Origin of the sequence: Caldovatus sediminis (assembly GCF_014644455.1) — a bacterium.
Lineage (GTDB): Bacteria > Pseudomonadota > Alphaproteobacteria > Acetobacterales > Acetobacteraceae > Caldovatus > Caldovatus sediminis.
The window spans coordinates 128,250-154,808 of record NZ_BMKS01000010.1 but is presented as its reverse complement, the minus strand read 5'-3'; the positions used below and the strand labels follow the sequence as shown (position 1 = coordinate 154,808).

Genomic DNA, 26,559 nt, shown 5'->3' with positions numbered 1-26,559 from the left:
CCGCCCGCAGCCAAGACCACACCCCCAGGCTTCCATCCAGAAGACCGATGCAACTGTCAGAGAACAAGTGCCGGACCACCAAACCGGCATCACCCCATCCGGGGCCACGCCGTTTCGGAGATCCAGGGACCGCTTCGGCCGCCTGAACCCGGTCGGCCGTGGGGAAACCTCAGATAGTGGGTCAGAAGCCCACCGTCAAGCCATCCCCCGCCGGAGCCCGGGCAACCGGCCCGCGACGAGGCAGGGAGATAGGCCGGCCTCTGCCGCTTGTAAACCCCCCTTGCGGGGCATCGAAACGCACCGCGCGATCCGCGACCGGATCTCCAAGCGCATCCGAACATCGGATTTCAACCCATTGACGTGGAATATTCGCGGGAGCGAGCCTCGCGCCAGGGGAGCAGGGGAGAATTCCGATGCCATCGCCGACCGTGCGCGCCACGGCGCTGCAAGCCGCGCTGCTGCTCGCCGCCTCGATCCCGCTCGGCCAAGGCCCTGCATGGGCCGGCGCCGCCGGCTCCCGCACGATGCCGGCGACGGCGGCGCCCGCCCGGGCCGGGATCCCACCTGACGCCCCACCCGACGAAGGCGTTCCCGCGACCGCGCCGGAGGCCGGTCCGGTCATCGTCCTGCGCCGCGGCGATACCCTCGCGGGCCGGCTGACGAAGGCCGGCGTGACCAGGATCGACGCCCATGCTGCGGGCCAGGCGCTGGCCGCGCTGTTCCGGCCGGACCGCCTGCGGCCCGGCCACCGGATCACCCTCCGGCTCGATCCGAAGATCCCGGGCCGCCTCCTCGGGCTGGACCTCGAAGTGGCGCCAGGCCGCGCGGTGCTGGTCCGCCGCGGCGAAGGCGGCGGGTTCGCGGCCGAGGAGGTGCGCACGCCGCGCCTGCGCCACCTGGCCCTCGCGGAGGGCATGGTCGAGCCCCTCGGCCTGTTCGAATCGCTGCGCCAGGCCGGGCTGCCGCCGCCGCTCGCGCTGCAGCTCTCGCGGGCCCTGGCGCCGATGCTCGACCTGCAGCGCGACCTCCAGCCAAGCGATCGCTTCGCCGTCGCCTTCGAGCGCATGCGGGATCCCGAGGGCGCGCTCCTCGGCCACGGCGAACTTCTGTACGCCGAGCTCGTCCTGTCCGGGCGCCGCATCGAGATGTGGCGCCATGCCCCGGAGGGCGGCGCGGCCGACTGGTACGACGAGGCTGGCCGCCCCGCGCGCCCCGCCTTCCTCCGCACCCCGCTTGACGGGGCGCGGGTGACCTCGGGCTTCGGCCCACGGCGCCATCCGATCCTGGGCTATACCCGCATGCACCGCGCCCTCGACTTCGCCGCGCCGACCGGAACGTCCGTCTATGCCGCGGCGGACGGCGTGGTGATCTCCGCCCGGACCGAACGGGGCTATGGCCGCATCGTCCGGCTGCGCCATCCGAACGGGGTGGAGACGCGCTACGCCCACCTCTCGCGGTTCGCGCGCGGCCTGCGCACCGGCCAGAAGGTGCGCCAGGGGCAGGTGATCGGCACCGTCGGCGCAACCGGCCTCGCGACCGGCCCGCACCTGCACTACGAGGTCCGGGTCGCCGGCCGGGCGGTGGACCCGGCGCGCGCCAAACGCGACATGCGGCCCGAGCCGCTGCGCGGCCAAGCGCTCGCCGCCTTCCAGGCGGAGCGGCGGGCCCTCCGGCGCCAGCTCGCCGCCCTCGGCGGACGCGACGAGATCGCCCTGGCGCCGTGAGCCGCCACCCCCTCTCCGCGCGGCGCGGGGAGAGGGGCCGCCCCCTCAGGCCGCCTCGGCGAGCGGGGCGGCGCCCGCGGGGCGGACCTCCAACCCGTCGGGACTGGCGCCGACCCGCACCAGGTCGCCGTCCTTCACCTTGCCCTCGAGCAGGAGCTGGGCAAGGCGGTCCTGCAGACTGCGCTGGATGACGCGCTTGAGCGGCCGCGCGCCGTAGACCGGATCGTAGCCCGCCTCGGCCAGCCATTCGCGCGCCTTGTCGTCCACCTCGAGGCGAATCTTGCGGTCCTCGAGCAGCCTGCGCAGCCGGTTGAGCTGGATGTCGACGATCGCGCCCATGTCCTGTCGGCTGAGGCGGCGGAACAGCACGATCTCGTCCAGCCGGTTCAGGAACTCCGGCCGGAACCGCTCGCGCACCGCGCGCATCACCGCGGGCCGCGCCGCCTCGATGTCGGCGTGCTCCGGCAGCTCGGCGATCGCCTGGCTGCCGAGGTTCGAAGTCAGCACGATGATGGTGTTGCGGAAGTCCACCGTGCGCCCCTGCCCGTCGGTCAGCCGCCCGTCGTCGAGCACCTGCAGGAGGATGTTGAAGACGTCGTCGTGCGCCTTCTCGATCTCGTCGAACAGGATCACCTGGTAGGGCCGCCGGCGCACCGCCTCGGTCAGCGCGCCGCCCTCCTCGTAGCCGACGTAGCCGGGCGGGGCGCCGATCAGCCGCGCGACGGAGTGCTTCTCCATGTACTCCGACATGTCGATGCGGGTCATCGCCCGCTCGTCGTCGAACAGGAACTCCGCCAGCGCCTTCACGAGCTCGGTCTTGCCGACGCCGGTCGGGCCGAGGAACAGGAAGCTGCCGATCGGGCGGTTCGGGTCCTGCAGCCCGGCGCGGGCGCGGCGGACGGCCTTGGCGACCGCCTCCAGCGCCTCCTCCTGGCCGACGACGCGCTTGCGCAGCGCGTCCTCCATACGGAGGAGCTTGCCCCGCTCGCCCTCCAGCATCTTCTCGACCGGGATGCCGGTCCAGCGGCTGACCACGGCGGCGATGTCCTCTTCGGTCACCGCCTTGTTGACCAGCCGCCCCTCCTCGCGCCCGAGCTCGGCGAGCTTCTTCTCGAGCTGCGGGATGACGCCGTAGAGCAGCTCGGAGGCGCGCGTCAGGTCGCCGCGCCGCTGCGCGAGCTCGACCTCGGTGCGGGCCTTGTCCAGCTCCTCCTTGGCCTTCTGCGCCTCGACGACCTTCGCCTTCTCGGCCTCCCAGCGCTGGGTGAGCTCGCGCGAGCGCTCCTCGAGCTCGGCGATCTCCTTCTCGAGCTTCGCCAGGCGCTCCTTCGAGGCCGGATCGTCCTCCTTCCTCAGCGCCTCGCGCTCGATCTTGAGCCGCATCAGCTCGCGGTCCACCGCGTCGAGCTCGTCGGGCTTGGAATCCACCTGCATGCGCAGCCGGCTCGCCGCCTCGTCCACCAGGTCGATCGCCTTGTCGGGCAGGAAGCGGTCGGTGATGTAGCGGTGCGAGAGCGTCGCCGCGGCGACCAGCGCGGAATCGGTGATGCGCACGCCGTGGTGCGTCTCGTACTTGTCCTTGATGCCGCGCAGGATCGAGATCGTGTCCTCGACCGAGGGCTCGCCCACGAACACCGGCTGGAAGCGCCGCGCCAGCGCCGCGTCCTTCTCGATGTGCTTGCGGTACTCGTCGAGGGTGGTGGCGCCGACGCAGTGCAGCTCGCCGCGCGCGAGCGCGGGCTTCAGCAGGTTGGAGGCGTCCATCGCCCCCTCCGCCTTGCCGGCGCCGACCAGCGTGTGCAGCTCGTCGATGAAGAGGATGATCTCGCCCGCGGCCTCCTCGATCTCCTTCAGCACGCCCTTCAGGCGCTCCTCGAACTCGCCGCGGTACTTGGCGCCGGCGACCATGGCGCCGAGGTCGAGGGCGAGCAGCCGCTTGCCCTTCAGCGCCTCCGGCACGTCGCCCTTGACGATGCGCAGCGCCAGGCCCTCGACGATCGCGGTCTTGCCGACGCCGGGCTCGCCGATCAGCACCGGGTTGTTCTTGGTGCGGCGGGCGAGCACCTGGATGACGCGGCGGATCTCCTCGTCGCGGCCGATCACCGGGTCGAGCTTGCCCTCGCGCGCGAGCTGGGTGATGTCGCGCGCGTACTTCTTCAGCGCGTCGAACTGCTCCTCGGCGCTCTGGCTGGTGACGGTGCGGCCCTTGCGCAGCTCGGCGACCGCCTTTTCCAGCGCCTGGGCCGTCGCGCCGGCCTGGCGCAGGGCGCGCGCGGCCGGGGTGTCGGAGGCGGCGAGCGCGACCAGCAGCCGGTCCTGCGCCACGTACTCGTCGCCGGCGCGCTGCGCCTGCTGCTGCGCGGCGTCGAGCACGCGCACGATGTCCGGGGTGAACTGGGGCTGGCCGGCGCCGCCGCCCGAGACCTTGGGCTGGCGCGCGAGCTCGGCCTCCACCGCCCGCTTCGCCTCCGCGGGGTCGCCGCCGGCGGCGCGGATCAGCCCGGCGGCCGCGCCCTGCTCGTCGTCGAGCAGCGCCTTGAGCAGGTGCTCGGGCGTGATGCGCTGGTGGTACTCGCGGATCGCGATGGTCTGCGCGGCCTGCAGGAAGCCGCGCGCGCGGTCGGTGAATTTCTCGATGTCCATGCGTCCCTCCGGGAGGCGACCAAGGTCGGCGTCCGCCACCCCTCCACAGGCGGCGGAGGACGCCAAGGTTGCGGCGGATGTGGTAAGCCGCCTTGCGCTGGTTCAAGAGGGCGACGTCATGCGCGTGGAACGGATCTACCGGTACCCGGTCAAGGGGCTGACCGCCGAGGCCCTGGAGGAGGTCGTCCTCGCCGCCGGCGAGACCCTGCCGCACGACCGCCGGTTCGCCCTCGCCCAGGGCGACGCACCCTTCGACCCGGCCGCGCCCGCCTGGCTGCCGAAGCGCAATTTCGCCTGCCTGATGGCCAACGCCCGGCTCGCCCTGCTGCACACGGCCTTCGACCCGCGCTCGGGCCAGCTCGTCATCCGCGCGCCCGACCGCGCCGAGCCGCTGGTCGGCGACACGCGCACCCCGGAGGGCCGGGCCGGGATCGCCGCCTGGCTCGCCGCCTTCCTCGGGCCCGAGGCGCGCGGCACGCCGCGCTTCCTCGAGGCGCCGGGGCACGCCTTCACCGACGTGGCCGTGAAATGCGTCTCGATCATCGGCCTCGCCAGCCTGCACGCGCTGGAGGCGGCCGCCGGCGTCCCCCTCGATCCGTTGCGCTTCCGCGCCAACGTCTACGTCTCGGGCGGCGCGCCCTGGGCGGAGTTCGGCTGGCTCGGCCGGGAGATCCAGCTCGGCCAGGCGCGGCTGCGCGTGATCAAGCGCATCGCGCGCTGCGCCGCGACCCAGGTGAACCCGGACACGGCGGCGCGCGACGCCGACCCGCCGCGCTGGCTGCGGGCGCATTTCGGCCACGCCGAGCTCGGGGTCTACGCGGAGGTGCTGGAGGGCGGCCGGGTCTGCGTCGGCGACGCGCTGGAGCCGCTGCCCCCCGCATAGGGCGACCGGACGCCGCGGCGCGCGCACAGGCGCGTGCGAGGCGGGCCCTTGCCGCGGGGCGTCGCCCCCAACACATCCTCGCCGCCTCCGGCCGCCCGGGACGGCCCGGTCGTGCCGGCACCCCAACCGTTTCGTCCGATCAACGCGATCGCCACCGGACCATCGGGACCAGGAGGAAGGAGCCGATCAGCCATGCGCATCGCCCAGGTCGCTCCGCTCGCCGAGGCCGTGCCCCCGCGGCTCTACGGCGGCACCGAGCGCGTCGTCTCCTATCTGACCGAGGAGCTCGTCGCCCTCGGCCACGAGGTCACCCTCTTCGCCAGCGGCGACAGCCGCACCGGCGCACGGCTCGAGGCCGTGGTGCCCCGCGCGCTCAGGCTGGACGGCGGCGTGCGCGACCCGAACGCCCCCCACGTGCTGATGCTGCGCCGGGTTCTGGCGGGCGCCGCCGAGTTCGACGTCATCCACTTCCACCTGGACCACCTGCACCTGCCGGCGATGCTCGGCCGCGGCGTCCCCTTCGTCACGACGCTGCACGGCCGCCTCGACCTGCCCGAACTCGGCCCGCTCTTCGCGGCCTTCCCGCAGGCGCCCTTCGTCTCGATCTCCGAGGCGCAGCGCCGGCCGCTGCGGGACGTGCCGATGACCTGGCTGGCCACGGTGCACCACGGCATCCCGCGTGACCTGCTGCGCTTCTCGCCGCAACACCGGGGCTACCTCGCCTTCCTCGGGCGCATCTCGCCGGAGAAGGGGCCGGACGCGGCGATCCGCATCGCCCGCGCGGCGGGAATCCCGCTCCGCATCGCGGCCAAGGTGGACCCCGCGGACCGGGCCTATTTCGAGGCGGTGGTGCGGCCCATGCTCGACGGCCCCGGGGTCGAGTACATCGGCGAGATCGGCGAGGCGGAGAAGTCCGCGTTCCTCGGCGGCGCCATGGCCCTGCTGATGCCCATCGACTGGCCCGAGCCCTTCGGCCTGGTGATGATCGAGGCGATGGCCTGCGGCACGCCGGTCCTCGCCTACGCGCGCGGCTCCGTGCCCGAGGTGGTGGAGGACGGCGTCACCGGCCTGCTGGTCGGCAGCGAGACCGAGGCGGCGGCCGCGCTCGGCCGGATCGCCGCGCTCGACCGGGCGGCGGTGCGGGCCGCCTTCGAGGCGCGCTTCACCGCGCGGCGGATGGCCGAGGACTACGTCGCCGTCTATCGCCGGCTCCTGCAGGCCGACCCCGTCGCCGCGGCGCGGCGGACGCCGCCGCGGCTGCGCGTCGCCTGAGGCATGGCGCCGCCCATGGAGGCCCTCGACACCCCGGCCACCGCCGCCGCCAGCGCCGCCCGGGCCGCACAGCCGCCGGCCCCCGGCGAACGACCCTTCGAGATCGCCGCCACCGCGGCGACGGCGCTCGCCCTCTACCGCCCGCTCAGCCTGAAGTGCCGGGACACCTTCGTGGTGCTCGACCACTTCGGCGACGCCCAGGCGCTCTTCCCCACCGCGGAAGGCCTGTTCCACGCCGACACGCGCCACCTCTCCCGGCTGGCGCTGCGCATCGCGGGGGAGCGGCCGCTGCTGCTGTCCTCCGCGGTGAGCGTGGACAACGCGCTGCTGTCCGTGAACCTCACGAACCCCGACATCCCGGGATGCGGGGGGTCGGCGACGCTGTCGCGCGATTCCCTCTACCTGCGGCAGGTGACCGCGCTCGGCGAAGGCGTGCTGCGCCAGCGCATCACGGCGCGCAACTACGGAGCCGCCGAGATCTGCTGCGAGCTGCGCCTGGACTATGCCGCCGACTTCGCGGACATCTTCGAGGTGCGCGGCCTGCGGCGCGAGCGGCGCGGCGAGCTGCTGCCGCCCGAGGCGACGCCCGAGGGCGGCGTGGTTCTGGGCTACCGCGGGCTCGACGGCGTGACGCGACGCACGCGCCTCGACTTCACGCCCGGGCCCGACGCCCACCGGATCGGCGCCGAGGCACGCTGGACGCTGCGCCTGCCGCCCGGGACGGCGCAGGTGATCGAGGTCGCCGTCCGCTGCACGGCGGACGAGGCCGAGGGGCTGCCTCAGGCCCCGGAGCTCGAGAGGCTGGTCGCCGCCCACCGCGCCTGGTTCGGGCGGCGCCAGCGCGAGGCGGCGCACATCCACACCAGCAACGAGTCCTTCAACGACTGGATGAACCGCTCCCGCGCCGATCTCGACATGCTGACCACGGATACGCCGGACGGGCCGTTCCCCTACGCCGGCATCCCCTGGTTCAGCGCCCCCTTCGGCCGCGATTCGCTGATCACCGCGCTGCTGTCGTTGTGGCTCGACCCCGGCCTCGCGCGCGGCGTCCTGCGCTTCCTCGCGGCGCGGCAGGCGACCGAACTGGACGCCGACCGCGACGCCGAGCCGGGCAAGATCCTGCACGAGATGCGCGGCGGGGAGATGGCGGCCCTCGGCGAGGTTCCCTTCCGCCGCTACTACGGCTCGGTCGACTCGACGCCGCTCTTCGTCATGCTCGCCGCCGCCTACTGGGAGCGCACCGGCGACGCGGCACTGATCCGCGCGCTGTGGCCGAACATCGAGGCGGCGCTCGGCTGGATGGAGCGCCACGGCGACATGGACGGCGACGGCTTCCTCGAATACGGCCGGCTCTCGCCGAAGGGGCTGGTGAACCAGGGCTGGAAGGACAGCAACGACTCGATCTTCCACGCCGATGGCAGCACGCCCGAGGGACCGATCGCGCTGGTGGAGGTGCAGGCCTACGCCTATGCCGCCCTCGACGGCGCGGCCCGGCTCGCCCGGGCGCTCGGCCGGCGCAGCCGGGCGCGGGACCTCGCGCAGCGGGCGGAGGCGCTGCGGCGGCGCTTCGAGGAGGCGTTCTGGTGCGAGGACATCGGCACCTATGCCCTCGCCCTCGACGGCGCGAAGCGGCCCTGCCGGGTGCGCAGCTCCAACGCCGGACACGCGCTGCTCGCCGGGATCGCGGCGCCGGAGCGCGCGGCGCGCGTCGCGGCGACGCTGCTCGACCGCGACTCGTTCTGCGGCTGGGGCGTGCGGACGATCGCCCGCGGCGAGGCGCGCTATAATCCGATGTCGTACCACAACGGCTCGGTCTGGCCGCACGACAACGGGCTGATCGCGCTCGGCCTGGCGCGCTACGGGCTGCGCGCCCCGCTGATGCGGCTGCTCGGCGCGCTGTTCGACGCCGCCCAGTTCGTGGACCTCAAGCGGCTGCCGGAGCTGCTGTGCGGCTTCGAGCGCCGCACCAACGAGGGCCCGACCACCTACCCCGTGGCCTGCCTGCCGCAGGCCTGGGCCAGCGCCTCGGCCTTCGCGGTGCTCGGGGCGCTGCTCGGCATCAGCTTCGATCCGCCGAACCGGCAGGTCCGGTTCGTGCGTCCCGTGCTGCCGCCCTGGCTCGAGCAGGTGAACATCCGCAACCTGCGCCTTGGCGCATCGGTCGTGGACGTGCGCCTGCACCGCCACGAGGGCGACCACGACGTCGCCCTCAACGTCGTGCGGCGGCGCGGCCGCATCGAGGTGGCCGTCATCACCTGACGGGCCGGCCAGAGCCCGCACCGCACGGCGAGCGGCCGGCGGCGGGCGGTGCCACGCCGCCTCCCCGCGCCCGGTCCCGGCATGGCGGCAGAACGGCGGCGGCCCCGGGGCCGCCCGGCGCCGCGCGGATCAGGCCGCCGGGCCGCGCGTCTCGCCGGGCTCGGCGCCCTCGGGCTCGTTGTCCGGCGCGACGACGGCGTGGCCGTTCGGGTGCCCGTTGACCTCGGGCTGCTCGCCGGTGCCATCGGCGCCGGCCGCGTCCGGTCCGTTCTGGTGGCGCTGGTGCGGCGCGTGGTGGTGCTGTTGCTGGCGCTGCTGCTGCTGCTGCTGCGCCTGGCTGATGGCGTTGAGGATGCGGAAATAGTGTTCCGCATGCTGGAAGTAGCTCTCGGCCATGACCCGGTCGCCGGCGCCGGTCGCGTCGCGCCCAAGCTGCAGGTACTTCTCGAAGAGCTGCTGGGCCGTCCCGCGCAGCCGCACGTCCGGTCCGTTGGAGTCGAAGACGTGGCTGCGGCTCATCGGCGGGCCGCCGCCTCCCGGACCGCCCGGACGGAACTGGCCGCCCCCGCCGCCATGGCGGTGGCCGCCGCGGCCCCGCATACGTTTCATGTTCATCGCTGTTGTCGCGTTCGTCGTTTCGCACTCGCGCCGCGTCGGACCTGCTCTCGGGCCCGGGCGGCCCGAGGCTGACGCCCGCACGGCGATCGGTCTTCCTGCAACGCTGCGGCGCCCCGGGGGCGGAGCCTTGGCTTCCGGCCCTACGGGCCGAGGCGGCAGCACCGGCCGTCTCCCGGACGGCCGGGCCCGCCTGGGCCGCAGCGGCACCCTAGCGCCCGGGGGCCGGGGCGCCAAACGGTTTTTTCGGGAGGCCTCGGCGTGCGGGATTCCGGCCCTCCTCCGCGGCGGTATCCCGATCAGACGTTCCCGGGCATCATTCCACCCCCGCGCGCCCGACGAAGGATGGAGGATCGCCGCCTTGCCGCGCCCCTGCCCGCCCCGCCTGTCGCCCCGCACCGTCGCGCCGCTTGTCGCGTCGGCGCTCGCCGCCGTTGTCGCCGCAGGCTGCGCGGGGCCACCCCGGACCTGGGCCTACGCCTGCCCGCGGCCCGGCAGCACCGTCACCTATGACGATGGCCGGACGCTGAGCTTCGCCCGCGCCGCGCCCGACAGCCCGGCCGTCTGCATCGCCGAGGGTCCCGGCGGCGGCGAGGTGCGTCTCATCCACGCGATCATTCCCGAGTCGGCCATCGAGGGTCGCGGCCATGCCGAGGGCATGGCTCCGCTGTGGCCCGCCAAGGCGAACAACACCGCCAACTACCGCTCGGTCGTCCGCTCCGAGGGCAGCGGCATCCAGTACGACTTCGACGCCAACTGGCGGGTAGTCGGCTTCGAGATGGTCCAGGTCCCGGCCGGGCGGTTCGACGCGGTGGTGCTGGAACGGCGCTGGTCCCAGCGCAGCGGCGGGGACCTGAACGCGGTGATCCGCTACTGGATCGACACCGATGCGGGCATCCCGGTGAAACGCACCGTGGAGACCATCCGCGGAACCACGCTGATGGGCCCCTGGCAGGCGACCCGCGCGGTCCTCCCGCCGCCTCCGCCCCCGCCGCCGCGCCCGCCGAACATGTAGGGCGGCCGGACGTGCCCGGCCGGCGGCGCCGGTCACCGACCGATGTCGAGGCAGCGCAGGATGAGGTCCGCCGCCCGCGCGGCGAAGCCGGGCAAGCCGGCGGCTCGCGCCCGGCGTCCGAGGGGCGGGTCGGCATCGGCCGCCACCGGGATCAGTCGGCGGCGAGCACCAGGGCGCGCTCGACGCCGCCGAGGTCGGCGCGGCAGCCGAGCGGGCGGAGGCCGGCGCCGCGCGCCAGCGTCTCCACCGCGCCGCGCTGCCCCCGGCCGAGCTCGAGCACGGCGCGGCCCCCGGCGGGGGCCAGCAGCCCAGGCAGCGCCGCCAGGACGGCGCGGTAGGCATCGAGCCCGTCGCGCCCGCCATCCAGCGCCGAGGCGGGCTCGTGGCGCGCGACCTCGGGCGCAAGGCTCGGGATCGTGTCCGATTCGATGTAGGGCGGGTTGCAGAGCACGAGATCGAAGCGCCCCGCGAGCGGGGCGGCCCAGTCGCCGACCACGAACCGCGCGCGCCCGGCGAGGCCGAGCCGGCGCGCATTGGCGGCGGCGAGCGCAGCGGCCGCGCCCACGCGGTCCACGCCGAGGCCGGTGGCCGCCGGAAACTCGGTCAGCGCCGCGAGCAGCAGGCAGCCCGTGCCGGTGCCGAGGTCGAGGATCGCGCGCACCGCCACGCGGTCGGGGAAGGCCTCGATCGCCGCCTCGATCAGCGTCTCCGAATCGGGGCGGGGGATCAGCGTCGCCGGCGAGACGGCGAAGCGCAGCGACCAGAACTCGCGCTCGCCGAGCAGGTGGGCGACGGGCTCGCGGTCCAGCCGCCGGCGCAGCAGCGCCGCGAAGCGGGCGGCGGCCCCGGGCGGGACGGGGCGGCGCGGATCACGCAGAAGCTCCTCGGCCGAGAGGCCCGTCGCATGGCCGAGCAGCAGGCGCGCCTCGAGGCGCGGGCCCTCGATGCCGGCGGCGCGCAGGCGCTGGCCGGCGCGGCAGAGGAAGGCGCCGACGGTGCCGGCCGGGTCCGGGCAGGCGCCGCTCAATCCACCTCCGCGGCGAGGCGCGCCGCCTGGTCCTCGGCGGTCAGGGCGTCAATGATCTCGTCGAACTCGCCGAGCATGACGCGGTCGATCCTGTGCAGGGTGAGGCCGATGCGGTGGTCGGTCACGCGCCCCTGCGGGAAGTTGTAGGTGCGGATGCGCTCGGATCGGTCACCGGTGCCGACCTGCGCCTTGCGGTCGGCGGCGCGCGCCGCCTCGGCCCGGGCGCGCTGCTGCTCGTAGAGGCGGGCGCGCAGCACCTTCATCGCCTTGGCGCGGTTCTTGTGCTGCGACTTCTCCTCCTGCATCGCGACGACGATGCCGGTGGGAAGGTGGGTGATGCGCACCGCGCTGTCGGTCTTGTTGACGTGCTGCCCGCCGGCGCCGGAGGCGCGGTAGGTGTCGATGCGCAGATCGGCGTCGTTGATCTGCACGTCCACCTCCTCCGGCTCCGGCAGCACGGCCACGGTGACGGTGGAGGTGTGGATGCGGCCCTGCGCCTCCGTCTCCGGGACGCGCTGGACGCGGTGGACGCCGGATTCGTACTTGAGGCGGGCGAAGACGCCCCGGCCCTGGATCTCGGCGACCGCGCCCTTCACGCCGCCGAGGTCGCTCTCGTCGTATTCCAGGACCTCGAAGCGCCAGCCCTTCGACTCGGCGTAGCGCTGGTAGGCGCGGAACAGCTCGGCGGCGAACAGCGCCGCCTCCTCGCCGCCGGCGGCGGGGCGGACCTCGAGGATGGCGCTGCGCTCGTCCGCGGCGTCCTTCGGCAGGAGCAGGAGGCGGATCTCGCGCTCCAGCGCCGGGATGCGCTCCTTCTGGGCGAGGTACTCGGCCTCCGCCAGCTCCTTGAGCTCCGGGTCGGCGAGCATCGCCGCCGCCTCGTCGCGCGCGCGCTCGGCGGCGCGCAGCTCGGCCACCTTCGCGACCAGCGGCTCGAGCTCGGCGAGTTCCTTGGACAGCGCGCCGACCTGCGCGCCCTCGGCGGTGGCGAGGAGATGCCTCAGCTCCTCCGCGCGCACCAGCAGGCGGTCGAGCTTGGCGGGGAGCGTCATGCCAGGCGGCCGATCACCTCGCCGAGCGGCACGCGCTCCTGCGTCCCCGCGTCGAGGTCGCGGAGCTGCACGACGCCCTGGGCGATCTCCTCCTCGCCGAGGATGAGGGCGACGCGGGCACGGATGCGGTTGGCGCGCTCCATGCGGCGCCGGAGGTTGCCGCGATAGGCGATCTCGGCGGCGATCCCGGCGCGGCGCAGCGACTGCACCAGGTCGAGCGCCGGGCCCTCCTGCGCCTCGCCCACCGGCACCACGGCGACCGGGCGCGGCGCCTCCGGCGCCTGCGGGAGCAGCAGGGCGAGCCGCTCCACCCCCGCGGCCCAGCCGACGGCGGGCGTGGGCGGCCCGCCCATCTCCTCCACCAGCCCGTCGTAGCGCCCGCCCGCCATCACCGTGCCCTGCGCGCCGAGCCGGTCGGTGACGAACTCGAAGGCGGTGTGGTTGTAGTAGTCGAGGCCGCGCACGATGCGCGGGTTGTCGCGGTAGGGCACGCCGAAGCGGTCGAGGTGGCGCTTCACCGCGGCGTAGAAGGCGGCGGCCTCGGGCGTCAGGTAGTCGTGGATGGTCGGCGCGTCGGCGATCAGCCGGCGGTCGCCCTCGTCCTTGCTGTCGAGGATGCGCAGCGGATTGCGCTCCAGGCGCGCCCGGCTGTCGGCGGAAAGCCGGTCGCGGTGGGCGCTGAAATAGGCGACAAGCGCCGCGCGGTAGGCGGCGCGGCTCGGCGCGTCGCCGAGGGTGTTGAGCTCCAGCACCGTGCCCGCGGCGACGCCGAGCGCCTGCAGGATGTGCCAGCCGCAGGCGATCACCTCGGCGTCCGCCAGCGGCTCGGCGGCGCCCAGGACCTCGACCCCGATCTGGTGGAACTGGCGGTAGCGGCCCTTCTGCGGCCGCTCGTAGCGGAACATCGGGCCGGCGTAGAACACCTTGCGGGGCAGGCCGGACTGGACGAGGCTGTTGGAGACCAGCGCGCGGCAGACGCTCGCCGTCATCTCCGGGCGGAGCGTGATCGAATCCCCGCCGCGGTCGGTGAAGGTGTACATCTCCTTCATCACCACGTCGGAGGTGTCGCCGAGGCCGCGGGCGAAGACGCGGGTGTCCTCGAAGATGGGGGTGGCCCACTCCTCGAAGCCGTAGAGGGCGCTGATGCGGCGCGCGGTCTCGATCACCGCCCGGTGGCGGCGGAACTCCTCGCCGATCAGGTCGCGCGTGCCGCGGACGGGCTGCAGGGGGGGCTGGGCCATGCGCGAGGCGGTAGCCGGACTGGCCGCGCCGCACAAGGTTGGCCCGCGCCGTTCCGGCACCGGGCGGGACCCGATGAGGCTGCCGGCGGACCTCGGCCCCCTCCAGGATGCGGGGGACGGCGGATGCCGTCGCGGCGCTGCGGGACCGGGGGGTGCCCGGCCCGGCGTCCGCGCCTACTCCGCCGCCTGCCGCTGCGCCTCGGCCGCCTTCGCCGCCGCCATCTCGGCGGCCTTCGCCTCCACCAGGGCGACGATGTGCTCGACCATCGCCTCGCCCTTCACCGTGTGGTCGGTCCGCCCGGCGCGATAGACCATGTGCGTGCCCGCCCCGCCGCCGGTGACGCCGATGTCGGTCATCAGCGCCTCGCCCGGCCCGTTCACCACGCAGCCGATGATCGAGAGGGTGATCGGCTGCTCGATGTGGGCGAGCCGCTCCTCGAGCGCCGCCACCGTCCGGATCACGTCGAAGCCCTGCCGCGCGCAGGACGGGCAGCTCACGATCCGCACCCCGCGATGCCGGAGGCCGAGCGACTTCAGCAGCTCCCAGCCGACATGCACCTCCTCCTCCGGCTCGGCGGAGAGCGAGACGCGCAGCGTGTCCCCGATCCCGGCCCAGAGCAGGGAGCCGAGGCCGATCGCGCTCTTCACCGTCCCGGTGCGCCGCCCGCCCGCCTCCGTGATGCCGATGTGCAGCGGGTGGTCGCAGACCTCGGCGAGCTGCTGGTAGGCGGCGACAGCGAGGAACACGTCGGAGGCCTTCACGCTGATCTTGAACTCGTGGAAGTCCTCCTCCTGCAGGTGCGCCGCGTGCCAGAGCGCGCTCTCGACCAGCGCCTCCGGGTTCGGCTCGCCGTACTTCTCGAGCAGATGCTTCTCCAGCGAGCCGGCGTTGACGCCGATGCGGATCGAGCAGCCGTGGTCGCGCGCCGCCTTCACCACCTCCTTCACCCGCTCCTTCGAGCCGATGTTGCCGGGGTTGATGCGCAGGCACGCGGCGCCGGCCTCGGCGGCCTCGATGGCGCGGCGGTAGTGGAAGTGGATGTCGGCGACGATCGGCACCTCGACCGCGCGCACGATCTCCCTGAGCGCCGCCGTGCTCTCCGGCGTCGGGACCGAGACGCGCACGATGTCGGCGCCCGCCCGCTCGCAGCGGCGGATCTGCTCGATCGTCGCCCGCGCGTCCTCGGTGGGGGTGTTGGTCATGGTCTGCACGCTGATCGGCGCGTCGCCGCCGACGGGCACCCGGCCCACCCGGATCTGGCGGGACCTGCGGCGGAGGATCTGCTGGTAGGGGCGGTAGCTCATGGGGCGGCGGCTCGATTCCGTGCTGGGCGGAGGATAGGGCGGCGGCGGCCAGGATGCCAAAGCGCCGGTCCGCCGGGCGGGGCGCGGATGCGGATCCCGCCCGGCACCGAAAGGTCAGCGGGGCGTCGGGGCGCCTGCCGGACGCTGCGCCGTCGCGCTCTGGGACGCCCCGGCCGGGCCCGCCTTCAGCCGCTCGGCGTCGAGCGGGATATTGCTGCGCCGCCCGCGTGGCCCGTCGAGCACCGGCACCGGCTCGCCGTCCACCAGCACCTCCAGCGCGTCCGGCCGACCGACCGACAGCACCAGCCCTTCGCGCGGCGGCACGGCGAAGGTCTCGCCCGGCTGCAGGATGCGGTTGAGGAGCGCCGCCCGGCCGCCGCCGGCCTCGCGCACCGAGACCCAGGTCTCCGCCCTTGCATGCAGGACGATGCGCCCCGCCGCGGGCGTCGGATCCGGCACGGCGGTCACGGCCGCATCCCGCTCGGGCTCGGCCGGTGCCGGTGCCGCGCGACCGGGAACGTCCGCCGCGAACGCATCGCCCGTTCCGACCGGGCGGGGTGCCGCCGGCGCCGCCACGGTGGCGGCGAGGGCCTGGGTCGGGGTCGCCGGCGAGGTGCCGGCCGGGGCCATGCCGCCCTCGCCGGCACCGGCGGCCGGTCGCGGGCCGGTGGCGGCACCGGGCGCCGGCGGGATGCGCGCGGCCGGGGTGAACCCAATGCCGGCCTGCTCGGACAGCGCGGCCGGACCTGCCGCTTCCCCGACCGCCTGCTCGAACCGGCTCGGCACCGGCGGCACCGCATCCACGATGCGGTCGGCGGAGCCGGACCAGTTGTACCAGGCCGCATAGGCGCCGATCGCCACGACCGCCCCGGCCAGCACGACCAGGCCGGCGGGCATGCCTCGATCCTGGGCCGGCTCGGGGAAGACGAGGTCGGTCCGCCGCCCCGCCGCCGCTGCCGCCCCGCCGACGGCGCCCGCGAGGCCGCGGGGCCCGGCCGCCACCCCCCGCTCGCGGAACCGGCGGATCATCGCCTCGGCGTCGAGGCCGAGCGCCTCCGCATAGCTGCGCAGGAACCCCACCGCGTAGACGGCAGCCGGCAGATCGCCCAGCCGCCCCTCCTCGAGCGCCTGGAGATAGGGGCGGCGGATCCGCAGCCGCTGCGCCACCTCCTCGAGCGTCAGGCCGAGCGCGAGGCGCGCCTCGCGCAACTCCTCGCCGGCACGCGCTGCGGCCTCTGCGGCAACGATGTCTGGACGGAGGGGGCGCTTCATGGGGTCGCGGCAGGCCAGGCTGCGAAACCTCGGCATCTAACCCGAGGGGCGCGCGCCGGCAAATCCCATTCGATCCGGCGCCGCACCGGAGGCGCACCGGCCACCCTGCCCGCGCGCCAGCGGCGCGGCGGCACGCCGCCACGCCGCACGAAGGCATCGCCGGAACCGGCGCGCACCCGCGCCCGCGAACGGAGCCCGCCCGAGGCGACACCGGCACACCTCCAAGGGATCCGTCGCAGCGCAGCGCCGTCGGGCCCGGAGCCGGGGACGGGCCCGCTCCGGTCCGGAAGCGCCGGGGCCGGGACGACTCGCCACGCGCGGCCGACCCCAGGGCGGCATCACCCCCGGAGGACGGCCAGCCCCGGCCCCGCCGCGAGCGCCGATGGCGCCGGCGCGCCGGGCGAACCGCTCCCGCGCCGGCACCCGGTCAGGTCGGGATCATGCCCCGCCGCAGCGCGACCGCATGCGCCGCCTGGCCCACCAGCTCGCCGATGATGGCGGCCGCGCTCTGCTCGCGCGTGACCATGCCGACCGACTGGCCGGCCATCAGCGAGCCGTGCTCGACATCGCCCTCGATGACCGCGCGCCGCAGCGCGCCGGCCCAGAAGTGCTCGATCTCGAGCTGCGCCGCCTCCTTGGTCAGCTCCCCGGCGCGGAAGCGGCGCAGCACCTCGGCCTGGTGCTCGACGAAGCGGCGCGTGCCCTCGTTCTGCAGCGCGCGCACCGGGATCACCGGGAAGCGCGGGTCGAGCTGCACGGAGGGCAGGGCGTCGCGCGCGGCGGCGCGAATGAAGGCGCGCTTGAAGCGCGGATGGGCGATGCTCTCGGTGGCGCAGACGAAGCGCGTGCCGAGCTGCGCCCCGGCCGCGCCCATCTCCAGATAGGCGAGGATCGCCTCGCCGCGGCCGATGCCGCCGGCGACGAAGACCGGCACCTCGCGGATCTCGGGCAGGATCTCCTGCGCCAGCACGTTGAGGCTGACGGGCCCGATGTGCCCGCCCGCCTCGCTGCCCTCGATCACCAGCGCGTCGGCGCCGCTGCGGATCAGGCGGCGGGCGAGGACCAGGGCGGGGGCGAAGCAGATCACCCGCGCGCCGCCGTCCCTGGCGAGGCGGATCGCGCCCCCGGGCGGGATGCCGCCGGCGAAGACGATGTGCGAGACCTTCGCCGCGAGGCACACCCGCACCAGCTCCGGCAGGCGCGGATGCAGGGTGATGAGGTTGACGCCGAAGGGCTTGTCCGTCAGCGCCTGGGTGGCGGCGATCTCCTCCTCGAGCCGCGCCGGCTCCATCGAGCCGCCGGCGATGACGCCGAAGGCGCCGGCGTTGGAGAGGGCGGCGACCAGGTTGCGCTCGCTGACCCAGCTCATGGCGCCGCCCATCAGCGCCCAGCGCGCGCCGAGGAAGGCGCGGCCGCGCGCCATCAGCGCGTCGAGCGCCGCGAAGGCCTCGGGCGGGGCCGGGAACTGGCGGTGGGGCGGCACCGGTGCGTTCATCGGCGGGCGCGGCCGGCGGCTCAGGCCGCCGCGGGCGCCGCGTCGAGCCCGTAGGCGCTGTGCAGGGCGCGCACCGCGAGCTCGGTGTACTCCGCCGCGACCAGCACGCTCACCTTGATCTCGCTGGTCGAGATGACCTGGATGTTGATGCCCTTCTCGGCGAGCGCGCGGAACATGGTGTTGGCGACGCCGGCGTGGCTGCGCATGCCGATGCCGACGACGCTGATCTTGGCGACGTCCGGGTCGGCGAGCAGCGACTCGAAGCCGACCTCGGCGCGCGCCTTCTCCAGCACGTCGCGGGCGCGGGCGAGGTCGGCGCGGCCGACGGTGAAGGTCAGGTCGGTGGTGCCGTCGGCGCCGATGTTCTGCACGATCATGTCCACGTTGACGTTCGCCTTGGCGAGCGCGCCGAACACGGCGGCGGCGATGCCGGGGCGGTCCGGCACCCGGCGCAGCGTCACCTTGGCCTCGTCGCGCGAGTAGGCGATGCCGGAAACGATGGGCTTCTCCACGATCTCGTCCTCGTCCACGACCAGGGAACCGGGCTTGTCCTCGAAGGAGGAGAGCACCTGCACGCGCACCCGCTGCTTCATGGCGAGCTCGACCGAGCGGGTCTGCAGCACCTTGGCCCCGACCGAGGCCAGCTCCAGCATCTCCTCGTAGGAAATTTTTTCCAGTTTTTTCGCTCGGGGGACAATTCGCGGATCGGTTGTATAGATGCCGTCCACGTCGGTGTAGATGTCGCAGCGGTCGGCCTTGATCGCCGCGGCCAGCGCCACCGCCGAGAGGTCCGAGCCGCCGCGGCCGAGCGTGGTGATGCGGTTGCGCGGCCCGATCCCCTGGAAGCCGGTGACGACGGGGACCTGGCCCTGCCGGATCCGCTCGATCAGGGTCTCGCCCTCGATCGCCTCGACCCGGGCCTTGCCGTGCGCGCCGTCGGTGTGGATGGGGATCTGCCAGCCCTGCCAGGAGCGCGCCTCGACCCCGATCGCCTGGAGCGCGATCGCGGTCAGCCCCGCGGTCACCTGCTCGCCGGTGGCGACGACGGCGTCGTACTCGCGCGCGTCGTGCAGCGGCGAGAGGTCCTGGCACCACTTGACAAGCTGGTTCGTGACGCCGGCCATGGCGGAGACGACGACGGCGACCTCGTTCCCGGCGTCCACCTCGCGCTTGACGCGGGCGGCGACATTGCGGATTCGGTCGAGGTCGGCGACGGAGGTGCCGCCGAATTTCATCACGATGCGGGCCATGGCGGGGTCCGGAACGGCGAGGCGATCGGCACCGAGCCGGGCGCGCGGCGCGTCTGGCGGCCGGCCGGCTCGGGGCGGGCAGAGATAACGACGGGCCCGCGCCGGGGCAACCTTTCCGCGGGGTCGTGCGGCCCCCGACACGGATCGCGCCCGTGCCTCCCCGGCACGCGGGGGCGCTTGGCCCGCGCCGCCGGGGCGGGCAGGGTGGAGGCATGCAGAGCATGAGTGGCGGCGGCCATCCGACCGCACGGGCCGAGGAAGTGGCGAAATTCGATCGCCTGGCCGCGCGCTGGTGGGACCCCGAGGGGCCGATGGCGCCGCTGCATCGGATGAATCCGGTGCGGATCGGCTGGATCGTCGAGCGGCTCGCCCGGAGCCACGGGCGCGACCCCGCGGCGCCGCAGGCGCTGCGCGGCCTCGCGGTGCTGGATGTCGGCTGCGGCGCCGGCCTGGCGAGCGAGGCCCTGGCGCGGCGCGGCGCCGCGGTGACCGGCCTCGACGCGGCCGGGGAGGCGCTGGAGGTGGCGCGGGCGCACGCCGTCGCGGAGGGGCTGGCCATCACCTACCGCGCCGGCACGCCCGAGGCGCTGCCGCCGCAGGAGTCGGGCCGCTTCGACGCGGTGCTGGCGCTCGAGGTGGTCGAGCACGTGGCCGAGCGTGCCGCCTTCCTCCGCCATCTCGCGCGGCTCGCGCGGCCCGGGGGCGGGCTCGTGGTCCTCTCCACCCTGAACCGCACGCCGCGGGCGTTCCTGCTGGCCAAGCTCGGCGCCGAATACGTGCTGCGCTGGCTGCCGCCGGGCACGCACGACTGGCGGATGTTCGTCACCCCGGCGGAGCTGGGGGCGGAGCTGCGCGCGGCGGGGCTGCGCGTGACCGACATCGCGGGGATGACCCTCGATCCGCTGCGCGGGACCTTCCGGATCACGCGCGACGTCGGGGTGAACTACCTGCTGGCCGCGCAGCGCTGATCCCCCGCCCCTTCCCGCCGGGAGGCGGCGCAGGGCGCGGTTCGCGCGCGGGCGAGGAGCGGTGCCGCGCCGCCGCGGCGGGTCAGGCGTCGGCCGGCGGCACCCAGGGGATGCGGGCGACGGCGATGCCCTCCTCGCGGAGCGCCTCGGCCTCGGCCTCCGTGGCCTCGCCATAGATGCCGCGACGCTCGCCCGCCGTCCCCTCCTGGGCCTGCCGGTGCAGCTTCCGCGCCTCCTCGGCGAATTCGCGGCCGACATAGTCGCAGTTCCGCTCCACCTCGGCGCGGATGCGCTGCAGGAGCGCCAGCACCTGCGCCGGGAGCGGCCCGGCCGCGGCGGCGCGGGGTGCGGGCGGGGCCGGCGGCGGCGCGGCGGCGGGCGCCGGCGGCGGCAGGGCCTCCGGCCGCCCCTTCACGCCCGGCGCCTTGGCGATGGCCGGCGCCATCAGCGCGCGCGACACCTTGGTGCCGCCGCAAACCGGGCATTCCACCATCCCGGCCCTGGCCAGCTTCTCGAAGGCGGCGCTGTCCTTGAACCAGCCGTCGAAGGTGTGGGGCCCGCCGTCGGCCGAGGATTCGCAGCGCAACTGGTAGTGGATCATGCTCCAATCCTGCCGCCGGCTGCGCGACGAGTCCGGCGTCTCATGGAAAGATAGTCTGGCACTCGCCGGCGTCGAGTGCCAAATGGCGCCCCGCCCCCGGGCCGCTCAGGCCGCCTCGCCGGCCAGCAGCGCGTCGAGCTTCCCGGCCCGCTCCAGCGCGGCGAGATCGTCCGAGCCGCCGATCGGACGGCCGTCAATGAAGATCTGCGGCACCGTCGTCCGCCCGCCGGAGCGCGCGATCGCCTCGCGCCGCGCCTCGGAGCCGTGGGGCGCGTCGTATTCCGTATAGGCGACCCCCTTGCGGTCGAGCAGCGCCTTGGCGCGCGCGCAGTAGGGGCAGAAGAAGGTGGTGTAGATCTCGACCTTGGGCATGGCGGCGAAGGTTGGGTTCCGGCACGATCCGGTCAAGCCGCGGCGCCCGAGGCGAGGCGCGGGTCGGGCACGCGCGCGGCGGCGAGCACGTCCACCGCGGCCGCGCCGGCCTCGAGCAGCACGCGGGCGCAGGCCTCCGCGGTGGCGCCGGAGGTCAGCACGTCGTCCACCAGCAGCACCCGCCGTCCGGCGACGCGCGCCGCCCCGCCGCGGCGCAGCGCGAAGGCGCCGGCGACCAGGGCGGCCCGCTCCGCCGCGCCGCGATCGCCGAGGGCGGGCGTGGCGCGCGTGCGGCGCAGGAGATCGGGCACGCAGGGCCGGCCGGCGCGCCGCGCCACGGCCCGGGCGAGCAGCGCCGCCTGGTCGTAGCGGCGGGCCAGGCGGCGGCGCCAGTGCGCCGGCACCGGCGCGACGAGATCGGCGCGGGCGAGCAGCGCCGCCCCGGCCCGCGCCATCTGCGCCGCGAGCGGGGCGGCGAGGTCGGTGCGGTCGGCGTGCTTGAAGGGCAGGATCAGCCGCTTCGCCCCCTCGTCGTAGCGCAGCGCGGCCCGGGCGGCGGCGAAGACGGGCGGGGCGGCGGCGCAGCCGGGGCACAGGCCCCGGGCATCGGCCTGGCCGGCATGGGCGAAGGGCACGCCGCAGCGGGCGCAGAGCGGCTCGGTGATGAAGCCGAGGCCCCGGAAGCAGGCGGCGCAGAGCGTGCCCTGCACGGCGACCTCCGCCTCGCAGGTCAGGCAGTGCGGCGGGAGGAGGGCGTCGAGCGTGGCGCGGAAGGCGGCGGCGACCCCCGCGCCGATCCGCGCCCGGAGCCGCGGTCCCGCCCGCTCGCCGCCGGGGCGGAGCCGCTCGGCCCCGTCAGGCGGCGGGGACCCCGAACCGCGCATCGCCGTCCCGTTCGACCTCGTGGACCAGGTCCACCTCCCAGGAGAGGTAGGCGCGCATCGCCTCCTCCACCCCGGAATTCCGGTCGTAGGCGCGGAGGTAGAAGTCTATGCAGGCCTCGTCCGGCGGGTCGGTGCGGTCGGCCTGCAGCGGCAGGCCGGCGGCCTGCCAGGCCCGCGTGCCGCCGGCGAGGATGCGCACCGGGGCGCGGACCAGTCCCTGCACCTCGGCGACCGCCAGCCTGGCCAGCGCCTCCTCCGGCGCGGCGAGGACCACCGGGCGGTCCGCCGCAAGCCGCGGGGCGAGCGCCGCGAGGCGGGTGCGCACGCCCCAGAGGGCGCCGGGAATATGGCCGGCGCGGAAGTCGATCGAGCGGCTCAGCTCGATCACCTGGGCCGCGCCGTCGGCGAGCCGGGCGGCGAGCTCCGGCGCGGAGAGGGCGGGGACCTTCACCGCCGCCGCCTCCGGGCACTCGGTGACGCCGGGGCCTTCCTCGAGCCGGCCGGCGAGGCCGTCCTCGAGCACGTAGACCTCGTAGCCGGCGCCCATCTGGCGGAGCCAGCCGCCGGTCATGCGGGCGCGGACGCCGGTGTCGTCCACCAGTACGATCCGCGCGTTGCGCACCGCGACCCAGCGGTCGGTCGCCTGCACGAGCTGCCCGCCCGGCGCGCTCTGGCTGCCGAGCAGATGGCCGGCGGCGAACTCCTCCGGCGACCGGACATCAAGGAGATAGAGGCTGCGGCTCTGGTCGCGCCGCAGCGCCTCCAGCCCGGCGCGGGTCAGGGTCCGCACGCCGGCGCCTTCGGCGAAGCGGCGGGCCCGCGCCAAGGCCTCGGCGGCGCCGGCGGGCGTGCCGGGCGGGTAGGTCCGGGTCTCGCCATGGGCGCAGGCGAGGCCGGCCAGCTCCCAGCCCATCGTGCCGTTGCGCAGCGCGAACACGCGGTTCGGCAGCCCGGCGCTGCGGAGGCTCTGCGCCCCGAGGATCGAGCGGGTGCGGCCGGCGCAGTTCACCACCACCGTCGTCCCCGGGCCGCGGACGAACTCGCCGATGCGATAGACCAGCTCGCCGCCGGGGACGTTGATGCCGCCGGGGATGGACATGCGGCGGAACTCGTCCATCGGGCGGCTGTCGAGGATCACCACGTCCTCGCCGCGGTCCACCATCGCCTTGAGCTCGGCGGGGTCCACGCTCGGCGTGCCGTAGTGGTGCTCGACCCACTCGCCGAACGCCTTGGAGGGGACGTTGACGCCGGAGAACACGACGTAGCCCGCCGCCTTCCAGGCCGGCACGCCGCCCTCGAGCACCGAGACGTCGGTGCAGCCGATGGACTCGAGGTAGGCGGCGAGGCGTTCGGCCAGCCCCCCTTCCCCGCCGTCGGTGACGCAGACCCGCACGTCGCGGCGCGGCAGCAGGGCGCGGGCGCGGAGCTCCGCGCGCGACAGCGGGCAGGGCACGGCCCAGAACAGGTGGCCGGTGCCGAACTCGCCCTCCTCGCGCGCATCGAGAACCGCGAGCTCCCGCCCGTCGGAAAGCCACCGCTTGAGGGTGGACGCGTCGATCCGCTGTGTCATCGGCCTCCCCTTTCCCGGCCCGGCGCGGGGGCGAACACGCCTTCCGGCCGACCGGGCCGCATGGCTGCGGTCACGCGGCGGCGGTCCCTCGCGACGATGCGGGCGCCGGAGAGGCTAGCCCGGCTTGCGGACCGGCGGAACCGGGCGCATCTGCCGCGGCATGGCCCTCCTTCACGCCACCGACAGCCCCGCCGAGGTCTTCAACCGCCGGCTGGTGCGCCTGCACCGCGACCGCGCCGCCGCGATCATCGGACGGGTCGCGCCGGTGCTGGACGAGGCGGCGGAGCGCCTGCTCGACCGGCTGGACGACGTGACGCGGCGCTTCACCCGGGCCCTCGACCTCGGCGGCCGGGGCGCGGTGGCGCCGCGGCTGCGCGCGCGCGGGATTCCCCTCGTCGTCTCGGCCGACCTCTCGGCGCCGATGGCGGCGCGCGCCGGCGGCCTGCCGGTGGCGGCGGACGAGGAGTGGCTGCCCTTCGCGCCGGAGAGCTTCGACCTCGTCGTCGCCTGCCTGTCGCTGCACTGGGTGAACGACCTGCCGGGTGCGCTGGTGCAGATCCGCCGGGCGCTGGCGCCGGACGGGCTGTTCCTCGCGGCGCTGCCGGGGCTCGGCACCCTGCAGCCGCTGCGCGAGGCGCTGGCGGTGGCGGAGACGGAGCTGCGCGGGGGCCTCTCCCCCCGCGTCTCGCCCTTCCCGGAACTGCGCGACGCGGCGCATCTGCTGCAGCGGGCGGGGTTCGCGCTGCCGGTGGCGGATGCGGAGGAGGTGACGCTGCGCTACCGCTCCGCCGCCGCCCTCTTCGCCGACCTGCGCGCCGCGGGGGAGACCAACGCGGTGCGGGCGCGCGATCCCCGCACCCCGCCGCGCCTGCTGTTCCCCCGCGCCGCCTCGCTGATGCCGGAGGGGGCGGATGGCAGCCTCGCGGTGCCGCTGCGGCTGGTGATGATGACCGGCTGGGCGCCGCACGAGAGCCAGCAGAAGCCCGCCCGGCCGGGCAGCGCGGAGGCCCGGCTGGCCGACGCGCTCGGCACCGTCGAGCGCAGCGCCGGGGAGAAGGCGGCGCGGCCCTGAGCCGGCGGCCGGCGCTGCCGTCGCGCCGGCCGCCCCCGCCGGGCCGCCATGCGGCCCGCGCGCGGCGCGGTCCGGCCCCCTGGCTTGCAACGCCGCCCCTTGGCGCGCATCTTTGCTTTTTCCAAGCAACACGCCGCGTCCGGACCAACCGCCCCATGGAGCAGCAAGGCGCCGAAAGCCGCCGCATCACCCTGCACGCGCCCGAGGACTTCGAGGGGATGCGCCATGCTGGCCGGCTGGCGGCGGAGACGCTCGACATGATCGTCCCGCACGTCCGCCCCGGCGTGACCACGGGCGAGCTGGACCGCCTCTGCCACGAGTTCATCCTCGACCACGGCGCGGTGCCGGCGCCACTCGGCTACCGCGGCTTCCCGAAGTCGATCTGCACCTCCGTCAACCACGTGGTCTGCCACGGCATCCCCGGCGAGCGCGTGCTGCAGGAGGGCGACATCGTCAACATCGACGTGACGGTGATCCTCGACGGCTGGCACGGCGACACCAGCCGCATGTTCGTCGCCGGCACGCCGAGCACCAAGGCGCGGCTGCTGCTCGACGTCACGCACGAGGCGATGATGCGCGGGATCGCGGCGATCCGCCCGGGGGCGACCCTCGGCGACGTCGGCCACGCGATCCAGAGCTACGTCGAGCGCCACCGCTTCAGCGTGGTGCGCGACTTCTGCGGCCACGGCATCGGCCGGCGCTTCCACGAGCCGCCGAACGTGCTGCATTTCGGCCGCCCCGGCGAGGGGCCGGTGCTCAGGCCCGGCATGTTCTTCACCGTCGAGCCGATGGTCAACGCCGGCCGTCCGGAGGTGAAGATCCTCGACGACGGCTGGACGGCGGTGACGCGCGACCGTTCGCTCTCGGCGCAGTTCGAGCACATGGTGGGGGTGACGGAGGACGGGGTGGAGATCTTCACCCTCTCGCCCGCCGGGCTGCACAAGCCGCCCTATTCGCGCTGACCGGCCGCCGGGCGCCCGCCGCAGGCGCCTGCCAGCGTGATTTCTGCGTTTGCGGCGCGTCGTTCCCCTCGCCTTTTGGCGCCGCTGCAGCGCAGGGTCGCCACGGGGGCGAGGCATGGCGGCAGCCAGGAAGTCGGGCATGGCGGAGCGGATGTCGGCGGCGGCATCGTTGCCGCCGGACGGGCTCGGCCTGCCGCTGTTCCGCGCCACGCGCGCGCCGGCGCCGCCGCAGGCCGAACGGCCGCTTCGGCCGCCTGCCTCCTCGCCCGGCCACTTCGGCCACCGCGCGCGGATGCGCGAGAAGCTGCTCGCCGCCGGGCCGGAGGCGCTGCTCGACCACGAGCTGCTCGAGATGGTGCTGTTCGTCGCTCTGCCGCGCCGCGACACCAAGCCGATCGCGCGCGCCCTGCTCGGGCGCTTCGGCTCCTTCGCCAACGCCATCGCCGCGCCGCCCGCGGAGCTGCGGCAGGTCGCGGGCATCGGCGAGGCCGGCATCGCAGCGCTCAAGACCGTGCAGGCGGCAGCGCTCCGGCTGATGCGGGCCGAGGTGCTGGAGCGACCGGTGCTGAACAACTGGGAGCGGCTGACCGACTACCTCTCTGCCGCGCTGTCGCGCGAGCGGGTCGAGCAGTTCCGCGTGCTCTTCCTCGATTCGAAGAACCGCCTGATCGCCGACGAGGTGCAGGGGCGCGGCACCGTGAACCACACCCCCGCCTATCCGCGCGAGGTGGTCCGGCGCTGCCTCGAGCTGCAGGCGACGGCGCTGATCCTGGTGCACAACCACCCCTCCGGCGACCCGACGCCGAGCCGCGCGGACGTAGAGATGACGCAGGAGATCAGGGCGGCGGCGGCCACGCTCGGCATCGTGGTGCACGACCACCTCATCCTCGGCAAGGGCCGGTATCTCTCGTTCCGGCGCGAGGGGCTGCTGTAGCGCCCGGCGCCGCCCGCCACGGGCGGCGGCGCGGCCCGCGGGCACCAGCCCGTCCCAGGACATCGTCTCCGACGCCGTGCCGGCCGGTCGCGCGCGGCGGGACGGCCCTTGGTCCGCGGCGCGCGATCGCCGGGCACGCCCGC

The 26,559-nt window shown here is 75.1% G+C and carries 22 protein-coding genes; 9 read left to right on the top strand and 13 right to left on the bottom strand.

Annotated elements, in window-relative coordinates:
- Positions 1-413: 413 nt before the first annotated feature.
- Entirely contained in the window at positions 414-1,724 is a 1,311-nt protein-coding gene (locus IEX99_RS15900) for a M23 family metallopeptidase (RefSeq protein WP_188902046.1), read from the top strand.
- A gap of 45 nt (positions 1,725-1,769) precedes the next feature.
- On the opposite strand, the gene clpB is transcribed toward IEX99_RS15900, so the two are convergent.
- Positions 1,770-4,367 carry an ATP-dependent chaperone ClpB gene (gene clpB, locus IEX99_RS15895; protein ID WP_188902044.1) on the bottom strand — a complete coding sequence of 866 codons (2,598 nt, stop codon included), beginning with the start codon at positions 4,365-4,367 and terminating at the stop codon, positions 1,770-1,772.
- A 118-nt stretch (positions 4,368-4,485) separates the two neighbouring features.
- Here clpB and IEX99_RS15890 point away from each other — a divergent pair, with 118 nt between their 5' ends.
- From IEX99_RS15890 to IEX99_RS15880, 3 genes are all read left to right on the top strand, one after another.
- Entirely contained in the window at positions 4,486-5,250 is a 765-nt protein-coding gene (locus IEX99_RS15890; RefSeq protein ID WP_188902042.1) for an MOSC domain-containing protein, read from the top strand.
- Positions 5,251-5,442: 192 nt separating this feature from the next.
- Entirely contained in the window at positions 5,443-6,522 is a 1,080-nt protein-coding gene (locus IEX99_RS15885; protein WP_188902040.1) for a glycosyltransferase family 4 protein, read from the top strand.
- 15 nt (positions 6,523-6,537) lie between these two features.
- Positions 6,538-8,781 carry an amylo-alpha-1,6-glucosidase gene (locus IEX99_RS15880; RefSeq protein WP_188902038.1) on the top strand — a complete coding sequence of 748 codons (2,244 nt, stop codon included), beginning with the start codon at positions 6,538-6,540 and terminating at the stop codon, positions 8,779-8,781.
- Positions 8,782-8,910: 129 nt separating this feature from the next.
- On the opposite strand, the gene IEX99_RS15875 is transcribed toward IEX99_RS15880, so the two are convergent.
- A complete protein-coding gene (locus tag IEX99_RS15875; protein WP_373285209.1) occupies positions 8,911-9,300 on the bottom strand; it encodes a DUF4167 domain-containing protein in 390 nt (129 codons plus the stop codon).
- A 457-nt stretch (positions 9,301-9,757) separates the two neighbouring features.
- On the opposite strand from IEX99_RS15875, the gene IEX99_RS15870 reads away from it, so the two are divergent.
- A complete protein-coding gene (locus tag IEX99_RS15870; protein ID WP_188902034.1) occupies positions 9,758-10,411 on the top strand; it encodes a hypothetical protein in 654 nt (217 codons plus the stop codon).
- A gap of 151 nt (positions 10,412-10,562) precedes the next feature.
- Here IEX99_RS15870 and prmC read toward each other — a convergent pair whose 3' ends face one another.
- The 7 genes from prmC to IEX99_RS15835 all read right to left on the bottom strand — a co-directional run bounded on the left by prmC (position 10,563) and on the right by IEX99_RS15835 (position 19,053).
- Positions 10,563-11,438, bottom strand: coding sequence for a peptide chain release factor N(5)-glutamine methyltransferase (gene prmC, locus IEX99_RS15865; RefSeq protein WP_188902032.1), 876 nt, complete (start codon positions 11,436-11,438; stop codon positions 10,563-10,565).
- Complete coding sequence (gene prfA, locus IEX99_RS15860) at positions 11,435-12,490, bottom strand: peptide chain release factor 1 (protein WP_188902030.1); 1,056 nt, start codon at positions 12,488-12,490, stop codon at positions 11,435-11,437. The genes prmC and prfA overlap by 4 nt, the downstream gene beginning before the upstream one ends.
- A complete protein-coding gene (hisS, locus tag IEX99_RS15855; RefSeq protein WP_188902028.1) occupies positions 12,487-13,731 on the bottom strand; it encodes a histidine--tRNA ligase in 1,245 nt (414 codons plus the stop codon). The genes prfA and hisS overlap by 4 nt, the downstream gene beginning before the upstream one ends.
- A gap of 174 nt (positions 13,732-13,905) precedes the next feature.
- Entirely contained in the window at positions 13,906-15,036 is a 1,131-nt protein-coding gene (gene ispG, locus IEX99_RS15850) for a flavodoxin-dependent (E)-4-hydroxy-3-methylbut-2-enyl-diphosphate synthase (protein ID WP_188902026.1), read from the bottom strand.
- 114 nt (positions 15,037-15,150) lie between these two features.
- Entirely contained in the window at positions 15,151-16,245 is a 1,095-nt protein-coding gene (locus IEX99_RS15845; RefSeq protein WP_188902024.1) for a helix-turn-helix domain-containing protein, read from the bottom strand.
- A gap of 490 nt (positions 16,246-16,735) precedes the next feature.
- The gene (locus IEX99_RS15840; protein ID WP_188902022.1) at positions 16,736-17,803 is read right to left on the bottom strand and encodes an NAD(P)H-dependent flavin oxidoreductase; all 1,068 of its coding nucleotides are present in this window, start codon (positions 17,801-17,803) and stop codon (positions 16,736-16,738) included.
- A 20-nt stretch (positions 17,804-17,823) separates the two neighbouring features.
- Positions 17,824-19,053, bottom strand: a complete 1,230-nt coding sequence (locus IEX99_RS15835) for an aspartate kinase (protein ID WP_188902020.1) — start codon at positions 19,051-19,053, stop codon at positions 17,824-17,826.
- 212 nt (positions 19,054-19,265) lie between these two features.
- On the opposite strand from IEX99_RS15835, the gene ubiG reads away from it, so the two are divergent.
- Positions 19,266-20,021: a bifunctional 2-polyprenyl-6-hydroxyphenol methylase/3-demethylubiquinol 3-O-methyltransferase UbiG gene (ubiG, locus tag IEX99_RS15830; protein ID WP_456304530.1), complete on the top strand. Its 756-nt coding sequence runs from the start codon at positions 19,266-19,268 to the stop codon at positions 20,019-20,021.
- 82 nt (positions 20,022-20,103) lie between these two features.
- Here ubiG and IEX99_RS15825 read toward each other — a convergent pair whose 3' ends face one another.
- The 4 genes from IEX99_RS15825 to IEX99_RS15810 all read right to left on the bottom strand — a co-directional run bounded on the left by IEX99_RS15825 (position 20,104) and on the right by IEX99_RS15810 (position 23,448).
- Complete coding sequence (locus IEX99_RS15825) at positions 20,104-20,622, bottom strand: DUF1178 family protein (protein WP_188902018.1); 519 nt, start codon at positions 20,620-20,622, stop codon at positions 20,104-20,106.
- Between the two features lie 105 nt (positions 20,623-20,727).
- A complete protein-coding gene (gene grxC / locus IEX99_RS15820) occupies positions 20,728-20,994 on the bottom strand; it encodes a glutaredoxin 3 (RefSeq protein WP_188902016.1) in 267 nt (88 codons plus the stop codon).
- 32 nt (positions 20,995-21,026) lie between these two features.
- Positions 21,027-21,878 (bottom strand): double zinc ribbon domain-containing protein, encoded by an 852-nt coding sequence (locus IEX99_RS15815; protein ID WP_188902013.1) that lies wholly within the window; start codon positions 21,876-21,878, stop codon positions 21,027-21,029.
- On the bottom strand, positions 21,850-23,448 hold the full coding sequence (locus tag IEX99_RS15810) for a rhodanese-like domain-containing protein (RefSeq protein ID WP_188902011.1): 1,599 nt from the start codon (positions 23,446-23,448) through the stop codon (positions 21,850-21,852). Before IEX99_RS15810 ends, IEX99_RS15815 begins: the two co-directional genes overlap by 29 nt.
- Before the next feature lie 160 nt (positions 23,449-23,608).
- On the opposite strand from IEX99_RS15810, the gene IEX99_RS15805 reads away from it, so the two are divergent.
- From IEX99_RS15805 to radC, 3 genes are all read left to right on the top strand, one after another.
- Positions 23,609-24,520, top strand: a complete 912-nt coding sequence (locus tag IEX99_RS15805; RefSeq protein WP_188902009.1) for a methyltransferase domain-containing protein — start codon at positions 23,609-23,611, stop codon at positions 24,518-24,520.
- A gap of 155 nt (positions 24,521-24,675) precedes the next feature.
- Positions 24,676-25,482: a type I methionyl aminopeptidase gene (gene map / locus IEX99_RS15800; protein WP_188902007.1), complete on the top strand. Its 807-nt coding sequence runs from the start codon at positions 24,676-24,678 to the stop codon at positions 25,480-25,482.
- Positions 25,483-25,621: 139 nt separating this feature from the next.
- The gene (gene radC, locus IEX99_RS15795) at positions 25,622-26,416 is read left to right on the top strand and encodes a RadC family protein (RefSeq protein ID WP_229678070.1); all 795 of its coding nucleotides are present in this window, start codon (positions 25,622-25,624) and stop codon (positions 26,414-26,416) included.
- Positions 26,417-26,559: the final 143 nt, after the last annotated feature.